Origin of the sequence: Arthrobacter sp. PvP103, assembly GCF_017833075.1 — a bacterium.
In the GTDB taxonomy this organism is placed as follows: Bacteria; Actinomycetota; Actinomycetes; order Actinomycetales; family Micrococcaceae; genus Arthrobacter.
Map to the genome: position 1 here is coordinate 4,343,246 of NZ_JAFIBQ010000001.1, position 17,246 is coordinate 4,360,491.

At 61.9% G+C, this 17,246-nt stretch carries 16 protein-coding genes; 4 read left to right on the plus strand and 12 right to left on the minus strand.

Translation table 11 applies throughout. The annotated features are described in order from the left end of the window. Window positions 1-506 precede the first annotated feature (506 nt). From JOE41_RS19840 to JOE41_RS19850, 3 genes are read right to left on the minus strand one after another with little or no spacing between them, the layout of a single operon-like run. Window positions 507-845, minus strand: coding sequence for a nuclear transport factor 2 family protein (locus JOE41_RS19840; RefSeq protein ID WP_209753342.1), 339 nt, complete (start codon window positions 843-845; stop codon window positions 507-509). After that, a complete protein-coding gene (locus JOE41_RS19845) occupies window positions 842-2,221 on the minus strand; it encodes an MFS transporter (protein ID WP_209753343.1) in 1,380 nt (459 codons plus the stop codon). Before JOE41_RS19845 ends, JOE41_RS19840 begins: the two co-directional genes overlap by 4 nt. Before the next feature lie 13 nt (window positions 2,222-2,234). Continuing rightward, on the minus strand, window positions 2,235-3,776 hold the full coding sequence (locus JOE41_RS19850; RefSeq protein ID WP_209753344.1) for a carboxylesterase/lipase family protein: 1,542 nt from the start codon (window positions 3,774-3,776) through the stop codon (window positions 2,235-2,237). 155 nt (window positions 3,777-3,931) lie between these two features. Here JOE41_RS19850 and JOE41_RS19855 point away from each other — a divergent pair, with 155 nt between their 5' ends. Further along, window positions 3,932-4,930, plus strand: a complete 999-nt coding sequence (locus JOE41_RS19855) for an Lrp/AsnC family transcriptional regulator (protein ID WP_209753345.1) — start codon at window positions 3,932-3,934, stop codon at window positions 4,928-4,930. A 42-nt stretch (window positions 4,931-4,972) separates the two neighbouring features. On the opposite strand, the gene JOE41_RS19860 is transcribed toward JOE41_RS19855, so the two are convergent. The 9 genes from JOE41_RS19860 to JOE41_RS19900 form a co-directional block, all read right to left on the minus strand. After that, entirely contained in the window at window positions 4,973-5,590 is a 618-nt protein-coding gene (locus tag JOE41_RS19860; RefSeq protein WP_209753346.1) for an MBL fold metallo-hydrolase, read from the minus strand. Then, window positions 5,587-6,729, minus strand: a complete 1,143-nt coding sequence (locus JOE41_RS19865) for an S-(hydroxymethyl)mycothiol dehydrogenase (protein WP_209753347.1) — start codon at window positions 6,727-6,729, stop codon at window positions 5,587-5,589. The genes JOE41_RS19860 and JOE41_RS19865 overlap by 4 nt, the downstream gene beginning before the upstream one ends. A 45-nt stretch (window positions 6,730-6,774) precedes the next feature. Continuing rightward, window positions 6,775-6,999 carry a hypothetical protein gene (locus JOE41_RS19870; RefSeq protein WP_209753348.1) on the minus strand — a complete coding sequence of 75 codons (225 nt, stop codon included), beginning with the start codon at window positions 6,997-6,999 and terminating at the stop codon, window positions 6,775-6,777. Window positions 7,000-7,119: 120 nt separating this feature from the next. After that, complete coding sequence (locus tag JOE41_RS19875) at window positions 7,120-8,517, minus strand: aldehyde dehydrogenase family protein (RefSeq protein ID WP_209753349.1); 1,398 nt, start codon at window positions 8,515-8,517, stop codon at window positions 7,120-7,122. 52 nt (window positions 8,518-8,569) lie between these two features. Then, window positions 8,570-9,910, minus strand: coding sequence for an aspartate aminotransferase family protein (locus tag JOE41_RS19880; protein WP_209753350.1), 1,341 nt, complete (start codon window positions 9,908-9,910; stop codon window positions 8,570-8,572). Between the two features lie 95 nt (window positions 9,911-10,005). Further along, the gene (locus tag JOE41_RS19885) at window positions 10,006-10,404 is read right to left on the minus strand and encodes a heme-binding protein (RefSeq protein ID WP_209753351.1); all 399 of its coding nucleotides are present in this window, start codon (window positions 10,402-10,404) and stop codon (window positions 10,006-10,008) included. Between the two features lie 97 nt (window positions 10,405-10,501). After that, entirely contained in the window at window positions 10,502-11,455 is a 954-nt protein-coding gene (locus tag JOE41_RS19890; RefSeq protein ID WP_209753352.1) for a phosphotransferase, read from the minus strand. A gap of 142 nt (window positions 11,456-11,597) precedes the next feature. After that, a complete protein-coding gene (gene solA / locus JOE41_RS19895; RefSeq protein WP_209753353.1) occupies window positions 11,598-12,725 on the minus strand; it encodes an N-methyl-L-tryptophan oxidase in 1,128 nt (375 codons plus the stop codon). A gap of 36 nt (window positions 12,726-12,761) precedes the next feature. Further along, complete coding sequence (locus JOE41_RS19900; protein WP_209753354.1) at window positions 12,762-13,376, minus strand: TetR/AcrR family transcriptional regulator; 615 nt, start codon at window positions 13,374-13,376, stop codon at window positions 12,762-12,764. A gap of 218 nt (window positions 13,377-13,594) precedes the next feature. Between JOE41_RS19900 and JOE41_RS19905 the strand changes: the two genes are divergently transcribed. The 3 genes from JOE41_RS19905 to JOE41_RS19915 all read left to right on the plus strand — a co-directional run bounded on the left by JOE41_RS19905 (window position 13,595) and on the right by JOE41_RS19915 (window position 16,926). Next, window positions 13,595-14,392, plus strand: coding sequence for a tyrosine-protein phosphatase (locus tag JOE41_RS19905; RefSeq protein WP_209753355.1), 798 nt, complete (start codon window positions 13,595-13,597; stop codon window positions 14,390-14,392). Between the two features lie 49 nt (window positions 14,393-14,441). Then, entirely contained in the window at window positions 14,442-15,893 is a 1,452-nt protein-coding gene (locus JOE41_RS19910; protein ID WP_209753356.1) for an APC family permease, read from the plus strand. Between the two features lie 190 nt (window positions 15,894-16,083). Further along, window positions 16,084-16,926, plus strand: coding sequence for an SDR family NAD(P)-dependent oxidoreductase (locus JOE41_RS19915; protein WP_209753357.1), 843 nt, complete (start codon window positions 16,084-16,086; stop codon window positions 16,924-16,926). The last annotated feature ends 320 nt before the right edge of the window (window positions 16,927-17,246 follow it).

The following is a 17,246-nucleotide window of genomic DNA, read 5'->3' on the forward strand; positions in this document are numbered from 1 at the left end:
TGGGGTGGCCACCGGAGACGAAGGCCTTCCCACCCCATCAGGCGGTGTCGTGCAGGCCGTTCAGATACTGCGACCCGTGACCGCGGCCTCTACCGCCCCAACGCTTTTACGGTCGTGGGGTCTGCTGGACATGTTTCACCGAGAACTTGTCAGAACAAGCAAACGCCGCATCCCTTCAAATGGGATCCGGAGCCTTGGTGCGGTGAATATGGCGTGTGCACAATGTGCACACTCTGGGCTTCGGACTGGGCCGTACCGGGGTCGCATCGGGCCGGATTCCGCATGTTTCCGGGACTTCCCAGTGTTCACAAGGGCCGGAACCCGGTTCGAGTCCACCTCGGGCACAACGTTTCCGCAGGTCAAGGGCCTGTAGGCGCGAGTAGTGTTGACAAAGCTTGACAGCACTAGATCCTCGGGCCTACGAGCTTCCGGGCTGCTGCGATGACAACGGCCAGTGCGACAAGGGACGACGGCGGGAATCCCGCCGTCGTCCCTTGCGTTGGTTTTCAAGCCCGATAGGCCCACTGTGCGAGTAGTCGCCCGTCGTCATCGTACTTTTGGACGGCCAGTCCTGGGCCTTGGTAGCTCATGCCGGCTAGAGGGTTGTGGTGGTCGTAGGTGAAGGCGATTAGTGGCCCACTCGAAGCGACATCGTGCAGGTGAAACCGGGTTTGTCCGGCCCCCTCGCGGGCCAAGGCGCTAACTTCCTCCAGACCTCGGTATGTCTTGTCGAGATCGACGATGTTGTATTGAACGTCGTCGTGGAAAGTGGCGATCAGGGGTTCCGGGTCCCCGTTGTTGTAGGCCGCCATCACGGTTCGGACTGTTTCGGAGAGGGTGCTCACGACGCCGCTCCTGCTTTCCCTTGGGGTGCCGGTTTCAGGCCGCTGTCATGCCCTTCTTCGATGTTTTCCTGATTAGTTGGGGTGCGGGGGATTGCAAGGGCAGCCAGTGCCCCGGCTACCGCGACGCCTGCGATGAACAAGAGGGGAACGATGACATTGCCGGTCCAGTCCTGGCCGAGCCCCATGACGTAAGGGCCAAGGAAGGACCCTATGGAGCCCACGGTGTTGATCAACGCGATGCCTGCGGCGGCCGCCGTCATGCCCTTGAGCTGGAGGTTGGTGACCGCCCAAATAATGGGGCCGGTGGCGGTGAAGAGTGCACTTGCGAGGGATATGCCGATGAGGGTGGGGACCAGTTGATCGCCGGTGGCCACACTGGCGACCAGTCCCAGTGCGGCCAGTACCATGCCCGTGACCAGTACCCGCCGGTGGGCCTGGCTGCGGTCGCAGTAGATGCCAAGGGCGATGGTCGCCACGACAGCGACTGCGAACGGGACGGAGGACAGATAGCCGATCGTCATTACATCCGTTACGCCGGTGTTTTTGATGATGGTTGGTATCCAGAAGACGACGGCGTAGATGCCTATGTAGTTGGCTGCCAGGATGACGCCGAGGAGCCAGACCCGCTTGTTGGTGATGGCCTTCTTGAACTGCGTTGTTGCTTTCTCACGCGCGCCGGCCGGGCCGAGGCTTGCCGCAATGGCGGTCTTTTCCTCATTGGTGAGCCACGCGGCGTCCTTCGGTGTGCTGGCGACGGAAAAGAAGAAGATAATGCCAAGGAGGGCTGCCGGAATGCCCTGGATCACGAAGAGCCATTGCCAGCCTGCGATACCGGCGAGTCCCCCCAGGCTGGACATGACCCAGCCGGACAGGGGGCCGACGAACATGCTGCCTATGGGTCCTGCGATGACCAGCAGTGCCAGGGCCTGGGCGAGGCGTTTGCGTGGGAACCACTGGGACAGGAAGTAGACCATGCCTGGGTAGAAGCCGGCCTCTGCAATGCCTAGGAAGATCCGGGCAATGTAGAACTGTTCAGTGTTTTGAACGAACCCGGTGGCGATGGTGACAACGCCCCAGGTGACCATGATGCGGGCGATCCACACTTTTGCGCCAACACGTTCGAGGATCATGTTGCTGGGCACTTCGAAGAAGATATAGGCGAGGAAGAAGATGCCGGCGCCAAGGCCGTAGGCCGCGGCCGAGAGACCAATGTCGGCACTCATTTCGAGTTTTGCGAAGCCGATATTGACCCGGTCGATGATGGCCACGGCGTAACAGATGGAGGCCAGGGGCAGAATCCGCCAGGCGAGCTTCTTGTAAAGGGTCGTTGGCAGGTCCCCAGTGCCTTCGGAAGCTGTGTTGTGGGTGTACGTCATTGTACGGACTCTTTCACTCGTCAGTGGTGGTGTTGTGTGTTGGGTGCAGGGCGGGGAATTTCCACCAGGTGTCGGGCTGCCATTTTGCCGTTTCCCATGCCTGCCGTTGTTGCTGCCGGGGGTCCGCTACCACTGTAGAGGTGGTGTCCAGCAACATTGTCCAGCGTTCTGTTTGCCGGTATTCCGGCCAGAAGGACAGATCCTGGCTTTCGGGTTTTCCGTGGTGGATGAAGGTTGTCCATGCCTGCCGGATTCCTGATGCCAGAGTCTGTAACGCCGGTTCTGCCGCTTCGAGTCCGATGTCCCAGACGAAGGGAACGTCGGCGCCATGGAACCCCCACTTCTCCTTGGGGGCGCCGGGGCTTGGAGCATCGAAGCGGTAACGCCAGCAGGACGCGTGTTCGGACTGGCTGTCGAGCAGCCGAATGGTGGGGATGCCGTACCGTTCGTCCGCAAGCACGGCGCAGTGGAGGCGGCGCTCGTCCGCCTCTGGGAAGGTGCTCCGGTAAATGTCCAGCACTTGTTCTGCTTTGTCCCCGAAGATCTCCTGTAGGACGCGTGGTGACTGTTGCGATGCACTCGGGTCGGCGAGGTCGTAGCTTCCGGCCTCGCTGGCTGTCACGCCGGCCATGATGTTGATCCCATTGGCGCGGCCCTTGGCGAAGGCGTGGACCGGGGCCTCGGGAAGAATGAGTCCGTCTACGGTTGGGCGCCAGACCCAGGTTGCCCTGACGCCGGCGGCAATCTCCTGCTGTGCGGCGAGGATTGCCTCAACGGGCATTGTCAGCAACGCCGACGCATCCTCCGGGTCGACGCCCAGGGTGCGAAGCAGCGCGGCGGTGACTAGCTCTGCGGTGGCGGGGGTGTTGAGGTGCTCGCCGCCACTTTGGATGATTCCGCGGTGGAACAGGCCGTCGGCCATTGGCGCGGCCATCAGATTGGCGACGCTTTTGGCGCCGGCGGAAACACCGGCGATGGTGATGCGGGCGGGGTCACCTCCGAATGCGGCCACGTTGTCCCGGACCCATTTCAGTGCAGCGATCTGGTCCAGCAGCCCTGCGTTTGCCGACGAGGCGTACTGCTCTCCGAGGAGGTGGTCCAGCTTGAGGAAGCCGAGGGCTCCCAGCCGGTAGTTAATGGTGACAACGATGGTGCCTTCGAGGGCGAGGGCCCTCCCGTCGCCGATGAAGTTGGCTCCTGATCCCCAGGTGTATCCGCCGCCGTGGAACCAGACCAGAACCGGACAGGGCGAGTTTGTCGGCTGCGTCGGCGCGGTGATGTTGAGGAAGAGGCAGTCCTCACCCATGGGCGAGTCATCGTCCGACGGCGTTGCCCCGCCAGGCGGCACGAGCTCGGCGGCGAGCACCTGCGGGGCACGCGTTGGAAACGTGCCCGCGTCAAGGATGCCCTCCCAGGGCTCTGGTGGCTGGGGAGCCTGCCACCGCAGGAGTCCGGTCGGGGGAGCGGCGTACCGGATCCCGCGCCAGCTGATGGTGCCATCGTTCGTGACCCCGCGAACTGCTCCCTGACGCGTCATTGCGACTGTGCCTGTCATTGCTTTTCCTTCACTAGGTATCGACTTCGTCAACAATCGTGTGCTGCGTCACGTGTTTCCGACAATGATTTCTGGAAAAGTGGAAGAATCAGCCAAAAGTCTGGCGGGAAGTCTAGAGTTGGAGGTGACAAAGAAGTCGTAACAGGGGGCTGGACATGGATGTGCTGGATGAGCTGGACCAACGGATTGTCGGCGCCCTCCAGGTAGACGGGCGCGCCTCGTGGGCGAAAGTGGCCGCAGCATTGGGGGAGGCCGAACGGACGGTGGCGCGGAGGGGCTCCGAGCTCCTCCGGGACGGGCGGGTGCGGATACGCGCGTTGCCCAATCCGAGCCGCTTCAGGCATCTGGAACAGTTTGTGTTGAAGGTTGCCTGCAATCCGGGCTCAGCAGGAATAGCCGCTGCGGCCCTCGCGCGACGGCCGGAGACCTTGTACACCTACATCCTCACCGGTTCGGCGGACTGTGCGGCGGAGTTTTCCAGCCCTGCTTCCAAGTTTGCAGAGCTGCTCATCCGGGACATAGGGAGCATCCCGGGGGTGAGGTCGGCCGCCACGTATCCGGTCCTCAGCTATCCCAGGACCATGCATCAGTGGAATCCCGGCGTCCTGACACCGGCGGAGATTGAGGCGATGGGCGGAACCCGGTACTCGGAGGCTCCCACCGCCCTGGAGCACGTGGAGCAGTTGGACAAAGAGGACCGGCAGATTCTCCGGGTACTGGAACGCGATGGCCGCGCCAGTTATGAGGAACTGGCGCGTATCACTGGGCTCTCGGTGCAGACCGCCCAGCGCAGGGTGGAGCGGATGCGGCGCGAGGGCACATTGTTCATCCGTGCGGTCTTCGAGCCTGCGCTGCTCGGTTTGCCGGTAGAGGTTCTGCTGTGGGTCAAGGTGCCGTTTCCGGAACTGGACCGTGTGGAAGCGGAAATGCTTCCTTCTTCGTCAGTGCGGTATGCCGCGGTCCTCGCCGGTGACTTCCAGCTTGTTGTCGATGCCGTCTTTCCCAGCCGCGCGGCACTTTCTACATACCTGAAAGGGGCTGAGTGGGCCACGCGGGCGCAGGCCATCGAGCCGGCCGTGGTGGTAGACGCGTTGAAGCGCAGCGGAACGATGGCGTTGTCGTTCGGCGAAGACCTCGGCGGGTACAGCTCCTGACAAATTGGCCACCGTTGCCGCAGCAGCAGCGACGTCCAGGTTCTACATCAATGTCTTGAGCGTTTCCTGCTCTGCCGCGATGGTGGTGTCTTCGCCGTGGCCGGTGCGGACCACGGTGTCGGCCGGCAGGGTCAGCAGCTTCCCCCTGATGGAGGCGAAGATGGTGGGGTAGTCGCTGTAGGACCGCCCGGTGGCGCCCGGGCCCCCGTTGAACAGCGTGTCCCCGGTGAAGACCGTCCCCTCGCTTTCCAGGTAGAACCAGGTGGATCCCGGCGAGTGGCCCGGGGTGTTGATCGCACGCAGGGTTGACCCGCCCACCTGGAAGACGTCGCCGTCTGAGTGGTACTGGTCCGGTGTGGCGTCTGGGTAGACCTGCTCCCACAACACCAGGTCCTCGGAGTTCAGGTAGATCGGTGCGCCCAGTGCCTCTGCCACCTCGCGTGCGGCGCCGATGTGGTCGTTGTGCGCGTGGGTGAGCAGGATGGCTTTGACCTTGCGGCTGCGGACCTGGTTGATGATCGCGGCGGCGTCGTGTGGGGCATCGATGATGACGCATTCCTCGTCGTTGCCAACGATCCAGACGTTGTTGTCCACGTCCCAGGTGCCGCCGTCGAGCGAAAATGTGCCCGAGGTGACAAGGTTCTCGATGGTCACGCTCATACGGCGGCCGCTTCCGGGGCAGTCTCAGCGGCAGTGACGGTTTCGGCGGACGGGTGGATTTCGACCACGGAACGCAGCACCTTGCCCTCGTGCATCTTGGCGAACGCCTCTTCCACCTGGTCGATGGTGATGCGTTCGGTCACGAACGCGTCCAGGTCCAGGTTGCCCAGCTTGTAATGCTGCACCAGCATGGGGAAATCGCGGGAGGGCAGGCAATCGCCGTACCAGGAGGACTTCAGGGAACCGCCGCGGCCAAAAACATCCAGCAGCGGCAGCTCCAGCTTCATGTCCGGTGTCGGAACGCCCACCAGCACCACGCGGCCGGCGAGGTCGCGGGCGTAGAAGGCCTGCTTGTATGTCTCGGGGCGGCCCACCGCTTCAATCACGACGTCGGCGCCGTTGCCGCCGGTGAGGGCCCGGATGGCTTCGACGGGATCTTCCTTGCTGGAGTCCACTCCGTGGGTGGCGCCGAGGGACTTGGCCATTTCGATCTTGTTGGCGTCGATGTCCACGGCGATGATCGTCGTCGCACCCGCCAGCTTGGCACCCGCGATCGCCGCGATGCCCACGCCGCCGCAGCCGATCACTGCCACGGATTCGCCGCGCTTGACTTCACCGGTGTTGATCGCGGCGCCAATGCCGGCCATCACGCCACAACCCAGCAGGCCGACGGCGGCAGCGTCCGCCTCGGGGTCCACTTTGGTGCACTGCCCGGCAGCCACCAGGGTCTTCTCGGCAAAGGCACCGATGCCCAAAGCCGGAGACAGTTCCGTGCCGTCCTCGAGGGTCGTCTTCTGCTTGGCGTTGTGGGTGTTGAAGCAGTACTGCGGCTGGCCCTTGGCACACGCGCGGCACTCGCCGCACACGGCACGCCAGTTCAGGATGACCCGGTCCCCGGGAGCCACGGACGTTACATCCGAGCCGACAGCACTGACCACACCAGTGGCCTCGTGGCCCAGAAGGTACGGGAAGTCATCGCCGACGCCGCCCTGCTTGTAATGCAGGTCCGTGTGGCAGACACCGCAGGTCAGGATGTCCACCAGCGCCTCACCCGGACCCGGATCCGGCACCAGTATGGTCTCCAGCGAAACCGGCGCGTTCTTTTCCTTAACCACTACTGCTTGGACTTTATGAACCATGAATGCGTACCTTCGTTTGCGTTCTTGCTGTTGAACCGGGGCGGATCAGATGTCTCTGGTGCCGAGATGCCAAATTCTGTGGGTCCCGACGCTGAGAAGCTGGCGGTCACCACTGGAGATTCTGCGTACCCAGATGACGCCGATGTCTGCTGCTGTTTCTTCTACTTGGAGCCCGTCCTGGTAGAAGAGGTCTTCTGAGACGGCTACCCTGTCGCCGGCCTGGAGCATGGACCAGTCCTCTACTTCAACTGCATGGGCGTGGCGGTTCATGGAATCCTCCGCAATATCGCTTGGCACTACCGGTCGCTGTAACTACGAAGCGGGCCCCAGCCTTGGCCTTTGAGGGTGGGGCAGCCATTGTTCGGCGCTGCCCCACCCTCGAGTCGTGTTTTAGCCGTTGATGATTTGGGGCACGCCGAGGTGTTTGAGTCCTTCGACGCCGAATTCGAGGCCGTAGCCGGATTGCTTTGCTCCGCCGAAGGGGATGCGCGGGTCGACGGCGCCGTGCTTGTTGATCCATACGGTGCCTGCCTGGATGCGGGCCGCGACTTCCCGGGCCGCTGCCAGGTCTGAGGACCAGACGGAGGCGCCGAGTCCGACGTCGAGGGCGTTTGCTTTCTCGATTGCTTCGGCAATGGTGCTGTAGCGGATGATGGGCAGGGCGGGGCCGAATTGTTCTTCGGCGACGAGCGGGTTGTCGTTGTCGACGTCGGCGACCAACGTGGTGGGGTAAAAGTAGCCGGGCTGGTCAGTGTCCGGGTTTCCGCCGAGGAGGACGCGGGCGCCGGAGGCCTTGGCGGCCTCGACCAAGTTCGCGACGATCTCGTACTGTGCCTTGTTCTGCAGCGGTCCGAGGACGTTGTTTTCGTCCAGGCCGTTACCCATGGGCATGCCCTTGGCCACGTTGGTGAGTTCGTCGCAGACGGCGTCGTAGATGTCATCGTGGACGTAAAGGCGTTTCAGGGCAGCGCAGGTTTGGCCGGTGTTGATGAAGGCGCCCCAGAACAGGCCTTCGGCGATGGCCTTCGGGTCGGCGTCGGGCAGGACGATGCCGGCGTCGTTACCGCCGAGCTCCAGAGTGAGCCGCTTGACGGTGTCCGCGGAGGATTTGATGATCGCTTTGCCGGTGGCGGTGGAGCCGGTGAACATGATCTTGCCGATGGCGGGGTGGGAGGCGAGAGCTTCGCCTACATCGCGTCCGCCGGAGACCACGGTGAGGAGCCCTTCGGGCAGGGCTTCGTTGATGGTTTCGACGAGGGCAAGCACGCTGAGCGGGGTGTATTCGGAGGGTTTGACCACTACGGCGTTGCCCATTCTCAGGGCGGGGGCGACCTGCCAGACGGTGATCATCATGGGCCAGTTCCACGGCCCGATGGCCCCGACGACGCCGATGGGCCGGTAGTGCAGTTCGGCGCGTGTTTCACCGTCATCGACCAGGGTTTCCGCTTCGAGCGGTGTCCCGGCGGCGGCGCGAAGCCAGGCCGCGCAGGCGCCGACTTCGAAGCGGGCATTCGGGCCGTTCAGCGGCTTGCCCTGCTCGCGGGAGAGCAGCTGGGCGAGTTCTTCGGCGCGGGCTTCGATGGCGTCGGCGGCCTTCAACAGTCCAGCGGACCGTGCCTCGTGGCCGAGCGCGGCCCAGCCGGGCTGGGCGGCGACTGCCACGTCGATGGCGTGCTGCAGGTCCGCGACCGTATGCACCGGGGCTTCTCCAACGGGTTCCCCGGTGGCGGGATTGAAGATGGTTCGGGTGGCAACGGAGTCCTGGGTAAGGACTGGCGTGGTGTTCATGGCTTTCTCCTCATTGAGCGGTTAGTTGCGGTCCCCGGTGGATCCGGGATGGTCACCGTTGGGGTTGGTCAGTTGGGCCGTCGAGTGTTTCCAGTGCCAGGCGGAGCTGCTCGATCATGTGTTGGGCATGTTTGAGTTCGAAGATGAGCGGTGGCCTCATTTTGAGGACATTTTCGTGGCGACCGATCTTTCCAATGAGGACGCCGCGGGAACGCATCTCTTCGGTGAGTGCCCTGGTGGCGGCAGGATCCGGCGTCGAATCGTCAGGATTGACGATCTCCAGGCCAAAGAACAGACCCCGGCCGCGTACGCTCTTGATCCTGGGGTTGCCCTTGGCGAGGGCTGCGAGTTCGTCAGCGATGTACCTGCCGAGCTGGTGTGCATTGTCGACAAGCCCGTTCTCTTCCATGACCTGCAGCACAGCAAGGCCTGCTGCTGACGAGACAGGGTTGCCAGCAAATGTGTTGAAGTAGGTGTTGTTTTCCCCGAATTCCTCCATCAGTGCTTGCGTGGTGATGACGCCACCTACCGGGTGGCCGTTGCCCATCGGCTTGCCAAGTGTCACCAGATCAGGGGTGGTGCCGAAAGCCTGGTGGCCCCACATATGGTTGCCGGTCCGTCCGAAACCTGACTGGACCTCGTCCGCGATGATCAGCCCGCCGGCGGTATGGACCCGTTCGGTGACTGCCTCGATGTAGCCGTCGGGTGTCTGCAGGAGTCCTTCGGTTGAGAACAACGGATCATACAGGATGGCTGAGACTCCGTAGCCTTCGGCCTGGAGCGAGGAGATGGCTGCGTCGACGTCGCGCAGCGCTTCCTGGAGGAGGCGCTTTCGTTTAGCCGGTGTCAGCCCTGCTGCGTCAGGAATGCTAATGGCGCGTACGTGGGCGCCGAGGGGTTCTTTGACCTGGAGACCGGTGGTCAGTTCGGCAAGCGTGGTTGTGTTGCCGTGGTAGCTGTGGTCCGAAATAAGGATGCCGGTGTTGCCGGTGTGTTGCCGTGCGATTCGCAGGGCGAGCTCGTTTGCTTCTGATCCGCTGTTGGTGAAAAACACCCGCTCCAGCGGGGAATCAAAGAGCGCCAGCAGCTTTTCCGCGTACTCAACGACGCGGGAGTTGAGGTACCTCGTGTGGAGGTTGACGGTCTGCAGCTGGGCTGTGATTGCTTCGCGGACGACAGGGCTGGAGTGTCCGACGTGGGGAACGTTGTTGTAGACATCCAGGTAGGTATTGCCGGCTTTGTCGTGGACCCACACGCCTTCGCCGGCCACGATTTCCAGGGGAGTGGCATAGAACAGCGGGGAGTGGCGCCCGATGGTGCGTTCGCGGCGGTCAATGAGGCTTTCCTGAAGGAGCGCGTCGGGCGCCGGTTCTGTGGCTGTTTCGAGTGTCATTGCTGTCCTTGGCCGTTGGTGCGGATCTAAGTCCGGAACATGAATCGGTGGATGTTGCCGGGGTCGGACGGTCGATGGCCGGCCCCGGCAACCGGTTAGAGGGCGTTGGCGCCGGCAGTAGCGACCAGGTGGTCGTTTTCAACGGTGCTGCCGCTTACACCGATGGCGCCGATGGTGACCCCGTCTTTGGTCAGTGGGATGCCTCCGGGAAAGGTGATCAGGCCGCCATTGGATACTTCGATGTTGAACAGCGGTCCGCCGGGCTGCGAGATGGAGCCGATTTCTCCGGTGGGCATGTCGAAGTAGCGCGCCGTGCGTGCCTTTTTGATGGCGATGTCGATACTGCCGAGCCACGCACCGTCCATGCGGGTGAAGGCCTTGAGGTTTCCGCCGGCGTCCACAACGGCAATGTTCATCAGGGTTTCCGAGGACAGGGCTGCCTCTCGTGCCGTTTCAACTATCTTGTGTGCTTCTTGCTGCGTGATGTCGTTCATCTCTTGCTCCGAAATCTCTTCCTGTTTAAGGGCGTAGTTGTATTGACTGGCGTAGAGCCAGCCCTGGTTAGGCGCTAACGCGCGCGCCGGGGTTTTGTTAGACGAGAGCTGCCGGTTTTGCGGCTGCCTTTATTAAGTCGGGGAAGTCAGGGGCTGTTATTTCAGAGATCAACCCTTCCCAACATGTACGCAGTTCCCCTGCGTAGTCGGCGTCGTCGTTGGGCGCAGCGTTGCCCATTGCGGTGATCCACAGTCCACTGTTGGACCAATGAGCCACCGCCATGAAGAGCCTGGCGCGGGCCATTTTTACTGGGTCAGTGTTGCCGAAGTAGGCCTCGAAGAGTGCCTGTGCCTTGTCTTTCCCGAATCCGTTTTGCGCTGCAATAAATCCAATCTCGTAGCACGGGTCCGAGTTGCCGGCGAGGTCCCAGTCGATAATTTTGTAGGTCATCGAGGAGGTGTCCTCGATGATGTTTGCATCCCAAATGTCCAGATGGCAGGGAACAAACTGGGAAGGATCCAGGGCCAGGACGGTCTCCAGGCGGTCCATCAGGGCCTGGATGGCTGACGTTCCGGGCGGCAGCTCGATACCTTGTCTTCTGGCGGCCTCCATCCTTTGCCGGGCCAGGTTGAAGGGGTTGATGTCGTTGAGGAACCGGCGGCTGGAGTGATGAAGCCGGTGAAGGGCAGGGACGAGTCGGGTGACGGAGTCATCGTCGTCCCTTAGCCTCGGGTGGCCTCCCGGAACAAAGTCGAGGGCCAACGCCAAGGGTTCGTTTGAGACTGTTATGACGGGCGCGCCTACGCCGATCTCGGCGGCAATTCTCGTGTTTTCCAGAACCACGTGGGCGGCGGGCAGCACTCCTACTGTTTCCCAGTAGTTGTTCCAGAGCTTGACGACGCAACGACGGGAACCGTCCTCGACGAGGTAGTTCTTATGGGCCTGGCCGCCGGAGAGGGAATGTGCGGTGACGTGACAGCCACCCCAGTCGGGGTTCGTCGAAAGCACCGCCTCAATGCTGGTGATTTCGGTATCAGGGACGATGGTCATTAGGATTGGATGTCCTTCGATGTTCGAATGCAGGTGCACTGTGTTGGGGTCGGAGGTTGTCCTGGCTGCACTGTTCGCACTGTTTCACGAGCTCCCACAAGCTCTGTAACGGTGCGGTCAGGACGTCTGCCGGTGTCACTGTTTACGCCTTTGCTGTGGCGAAGCGTGAAGGCAGGAACAGGTTTGTTTCGGGGCGGGAAATGCCGTCGACATGATCAGACAGCATTTCACCAACAACCGCTGCATAGCGGAACCCTCGGCCCATGTCTCCGGCGCCGATGACGACATTGGACGACTCCGGGTGTCCACCGATGACCCAATGGCCGTCCTTCACCTCAGACCACATGCATACGGTGGTCGATACCGGGTTGGTGTCGATGTCCGGGAGCCTGGCGCTGAGGACTTCCTGAATCCGTTCGAGGTCTCCGGGCCTGGGGTCCTGACTGAGGTCCTCGGGGTCGATCCAGTTTCCCTTCCCGGGGACAGAGAACTTCCATTCACCGTTAGGCTCGGAGCAACCGTAAGCCGGTGCCTCGTCCGATCCTGGGGGCTTGGCGAAGTAGATGGCCGGCTTCGGTGGCCCGTCCTGGCGGAAATTGGCCAGCACCTGACGGTCGACCTTGTAGGGCAGATCCAGTTGCATCAAATGGTTGGCGCGGGCACCCACGGTGACGACGACCTTGTCGGCCGAGTAGTTACCCTGATCGGTGCTCACGACGATGCCCGAAGTGCTCTCATCCCAGCCTTGAACCGCTTCTCCCGTGCGCAGGGTTGCGCCGAGCCGGCGAGCCTCCGACTGCAGGGCCTTGATGGCGGGGTGAACGAGGGCAACGGTGCCGTTTGGCTCCCATACGGCGACTTCGTCGTCTTCAATGGTGGCCCAAGGGAACCGCTTCCGTGCCGTCGACGCGTCAAGGGCATCGTACTCAAAATCGGACGCGCTTAGGGAGGCCACCGTTTTGTCGAACCACATCGATCCGGGTTCACCGACGAACACAGTTCCCGAACGTTCCAACAGCCGGGTCCCGGTTTTCGCGGCCAACTCGTCCCATAACTCAAAGGTCCGCTTTGTGAAGGTGGTGTACTGGGCTCCTGCGCTGCTGGACTGCCGGGCCAGCCGGGTGGCTCCTCCGTGCGAACCGTGCATGTGTGGTGGTGCAAACTTGTCCAGGCCGAGCACGGACTTGCCGCGGGCCGCCAAGTGCCATGCCGCTGAGGAACCCCAGGGGCCCAATCCAATGACGATGACGTCGTAGTGTTGTTTTGACACAAATTCCTCCGTTGATGGTTTTTTCTGCCCGGTGAGTCAGACCGTGGCTCGTACGAGAAGTCCGTCCATGAGTAGCCGGATAGCCGTGACGGCCGGCTCGGCGTCCTCCGGCTTACGTGCAGCAGCAGCCCCGGCAGCGCGGATTGCCCCGGTTATCGTTGCGGCCAACGCCTCTGTCGGCGCGTCCTCAGGCAAACTGCCGCTGTCTTTGGCATCCTTCAGATCGCGCGCGATGAGCTCTTCAAAAGACCGGGAAGTCGATCCCATGACGTCCGATAGTGCTGACACCAGGTCCGGTCCCATCACCCCGTAGAACCGGCCCTTGGGCTCCTTTGTCGCCTCTACCAGCGCGGTAGCCAGCGCCGTGATTCTTGCGCCGGGGTCCGTCAGGGGATCCCGCAGGCTGATCCCTCGTACGTACACTGCGTCGGCGACCCGCACATACACTTCACGGACAATTTCGTCCCTTCCGCCGGGGAAATGGGCATAAATGGTGCCCCTCGAAATACCCGCCATCTGGCTGAGGACCTCGATGGCGGTCGAGGCGTACCCCTCCGAACTCAGCAGCTCAGCTGCGGTGTCCAGGATGTCGCCGCGGGTTCTCATACGGTTGCGTTCCCGAAGGGAGAGGGGCTTGTTGGAGGCACTCATTTTTGGTCCTTCGCGTGTGTATGCCGGTGATCTGCTTCACATCATTGCACATCGATTCCTAAAAGTGAACAGTCTGTACAAAGTTTGGGGAGTGCGGGCCTGCTCGCATGATCGGGTCGGAAACATTGAACATCATGTCTAGTGTTTGAACTAGTCCTCTAAGAAACATTTGGTGTGTTCTATTGCCGTACTGAGCATTCAGTGTTTACCTTTTGTGTATGAAACAGGTCACACCAGGCTTGACTGGCCCTAACTCCCTTGAGGGCGTCCGGAACTTCCGGAGCCTCGGAGGACTGCCAGCGCACGGAGGATCCCGTGTGGCTGAAGGCCTGGTGTACAGGAGTGGACACTTCGGATACTCCACAGCCCTCGATCGTCAGAGGCTGGAGGCCGCTGGCCTCCACTTCATGGATCTGCGAAGTCCGTGGGAATCCGAAGCCGAAGACCGGTGCGTGCCTGCGCTGAAGGCTGTACAGACGCCGCTTCAGGCTAAAGACGGCAGGGACGCGGACCTGTGGTCTGCGGTTCGCGAAGGCCGCGTGGGCGAGCTTTGCAAGATGCTGACGGCTGCGCAGGCTGAAGAGGCAATGCAACGGCTCTATGCCCGTGACATAGCAGGCAACCCATCGGTATTTGCCAACTTCCTTCAGTCATTGGTTCGAGTCGAGCTGCCTGTCGTCGTCCACTGCTCGGCAGGGAAGGACAGAACCGGATGGGCAATAGCCATCCTTCTGACCATCCTCGGAGTACCTGAAGCCGCGATTCTCGAAGACTACGTTCAGAGTTCGTTACCGGAAAACCAATACCTCATCAGAGACTCCACAGGCTGTATCACCCGCATCGACAAGCACCTGCGGACAGTCATCACGCCCTTGCTGGAAGCGCGGCAAGCGTACCTTGAAGCCGCATGGCACGGCGTGGAGCACGCCTGGGGATCACGTCACTCCTACTTGGAAGACGGACTCGGCATCACGCCGGCGCTCACAAACAAACTCAAGGCACGGCTCCTCGTCTGAGCAAGCTTAAGCACGGCCACGGCCAATATCTGCCCGAAAGAGAAAACCCATGATTGATAACGTCAGCGAGTTGCCGGCAACGACGCCGTCCAACACACCTGTCCAGCCGCAAGCCGGCCATCTCCGCGCAAATAAACTCGGCGTCTTCGCCATCGCCTTCTTCGTCATCGCAGCGGCGGCCCCCATGGCGGCCGTCGTCGGCACCGGTCCCGTCGTTTTTGCGGCCGTAGGACCGGCTGCCCCCTTGATCTACGCGATCGCTGCCCTGCTCATCGCACTCTTCGCCGTCGGATACCTGCGCATGAGCAGGTATGTCACCAACGCCGGCGGCTTTGTCGCCTACATCGCCAAAGGCCTAGGTACACCATGGGCCACGGCAGGAGCTGGTCTGGCGCTGCTGATGTACCTAAGCCTTCAGGTCGGGCTCTGGTCACAGTTCGGCGTCTTCGCCGGGCAGTTGCTGGAGAGCATCACGGGACTCTCCGTGCCCCCGCTCGTCTGGATTGTCGCGTTGCTTCTGATCACCACGGCACTCACCATGCGGGGCGTCGACACGAGCATCCGACTCTTGGCCGTGCTCATCATCGGTGAAACGCTCGTAGTGGCTGCCCTGGTCATTGTGCTCGTTGCCAGCAAGGGGCCAGGAGTCTTCACATTCTCTGGCTTCACGGCAGAAAACCTCTTCAGCCCGGGCCTGGGCATTGCATTGCTGTTCGCCTTCCTGTGCTTCACCAGCTTCGAAGCAACCGTGGTGTTTTCTGAAGAAGCAATCAACCCCCGCAAGACGATCCCGCGGGCCCTCTACGCCGTGATCGCCTTTGTCGGAATTTTTTACACGCTCTCCATCTGGGTTATCGGAGGGGCCATCGGGGTGGACAACATCCAACAGGCGGCAACGGATGACCCTGCAGGATTTATCTTCAACCTCGCCTCCGAAAGTGGAGGGAGCGTCTTGAGCATGGCCATGCAGGTCCTCGTGGTGACCAGTTACCTCGCCATGCTGCTGGGCTTGATGAACATGTTCGCCCGCTACCTTTTCGCCCTCAGCCGTGCCGGAGTCCTGCCGGCCAGGCTGGCCACCGTTTCCAAAAATGGGAGTCCCGCCACCGCAGCTCTGTCCAACGGCGTGGCCGTCGGCATCGTCGTGGTTACCTTCCTGATCCTCGGCGCAGACCCACTGACCGTCGTGTTCGCCTGGTTCAGCGCCCTGGCAACGGCAGCCTTCATCACCATCCTCATCCTGGCGTCCGTATCCATCGTCGTGTTCTTCGTCCGGACCAAAGACAACACCAGTATCTGGGCGACCAAGATCGCACCTACGCTCTCCACCCTGATCCTCTCCTACATCGGCTACGTGACGATCGAGAACTACGACTCCCTCATTGGGCCTGACAACGCCGCCGCGAAGTGGCTGCTCGTTCTCATTCCTGCCGCGATGCTTGGCGGCCTGGTGTTCGGCAGGAGTAAGCGCGACATCGACTACGCCAAAGAAGTTATCTGACGCGGAATACCATGCTGCCGCCCCTCTGGCGGCAGCAAGGTATCCGCCATCGGCCGGGTGTCGATGTCTTGGCATTGAAATCCACCAGGGTGGCGTAATAGAGGTGCGCCGCACGGTTGTTCAACTCGAACGGATAGTCCTTTGTGAGACGGCAACACCACACACTCCGAAACAGAACCGGGAGATCCAAATGACCCCCACACCAGTCGCAGTTATTACCGGCGGAGGAACCGGAATCGGAGCCGCCACCGCCGCAGCACTCCGGGGCCAAGGGTGGGATGTGGTCGTCTGTGGACGCCGGCGGGAAGCTATCGCCAAGGTCGCTGAAACGACCGGCGCCCACGCTGTTGTTGCGGACGTCGCCTCGGTTTCGGATATGGAACGGCTGGTTGTGGATACCGTGAAACAATTCGGCACCATCAACGGCCTGGTACTGAATGCCGGAATTGTCCGCGCCGGCAGTGCCGGCGAGCTGTCCGATGGGGACTGGAATGCGATGGTCAACACAAACCTCACCGGGCCGTTCTTTCTGGTCAGGGCCGCCCTGCCCCACCTGATCAGGTCCAATGGCTCGATCGTAGGCGTGGCATCGGCGGCAGCACTTCGGGCTACCGCCGGAATCGCCGGTTACGATGCCACGAAGGCCGGCCTTGCCATGTTGATGCAGTCCGTGGCGGTCGACTACGGACCGCTCGGAGTCCGCGCTAACGCAGTATGTCCTGGCTGGACCCGGACGGAAATGGCCGACATGGAAATGGGCGAATTCGCTGAACACAGGGGCATCGATCGCGAGGAAGCCTATAGCCTTGCCACGGCGTTCGTCCCAAGCCGGCGCCCGGCCGCATCCTCCGAGGTCGCCGATGTCATCGCCTGGCTGCTTTCCGATCAGGCCTCGTACGTCAACGCAGCCACGATCCCGGTGGACGGGGGACTGATCGCGGTCGAGCCCGGAGCCATCGCCTTCGACCCCCGGGTGCGGATCGGCACCAATCCCGTGGAAGGCCCCACCCCGGTTATGCAAGCAACTCCCTAACTAAGCACTACAGCCCGTCTTCACGGTTATTCGGGGTACGACAGTGGACTCGCTGGTGGTCACGGAGGGAGCCCACTACTTCGAAAAAGCATCGAGCCCAAGGGGGCGGTCCACCTCGCGGCCATTAATGGAGCGTCGTTCTACGGTGGCGGCCTGCTGCTTGGCTGAGGGCTGGAGTGCAAGTTGGGGGACCGGTCGCCGCACAGGACAGGGCCGGGTTTGAATGCATGAGGCTTTGGAGGCTACGGCTAAAAGTGTGGACATTATCCACACTTTTCGACTCTACGTGCGGCGTACTGGGTTCGATCTACTTCGGTTTC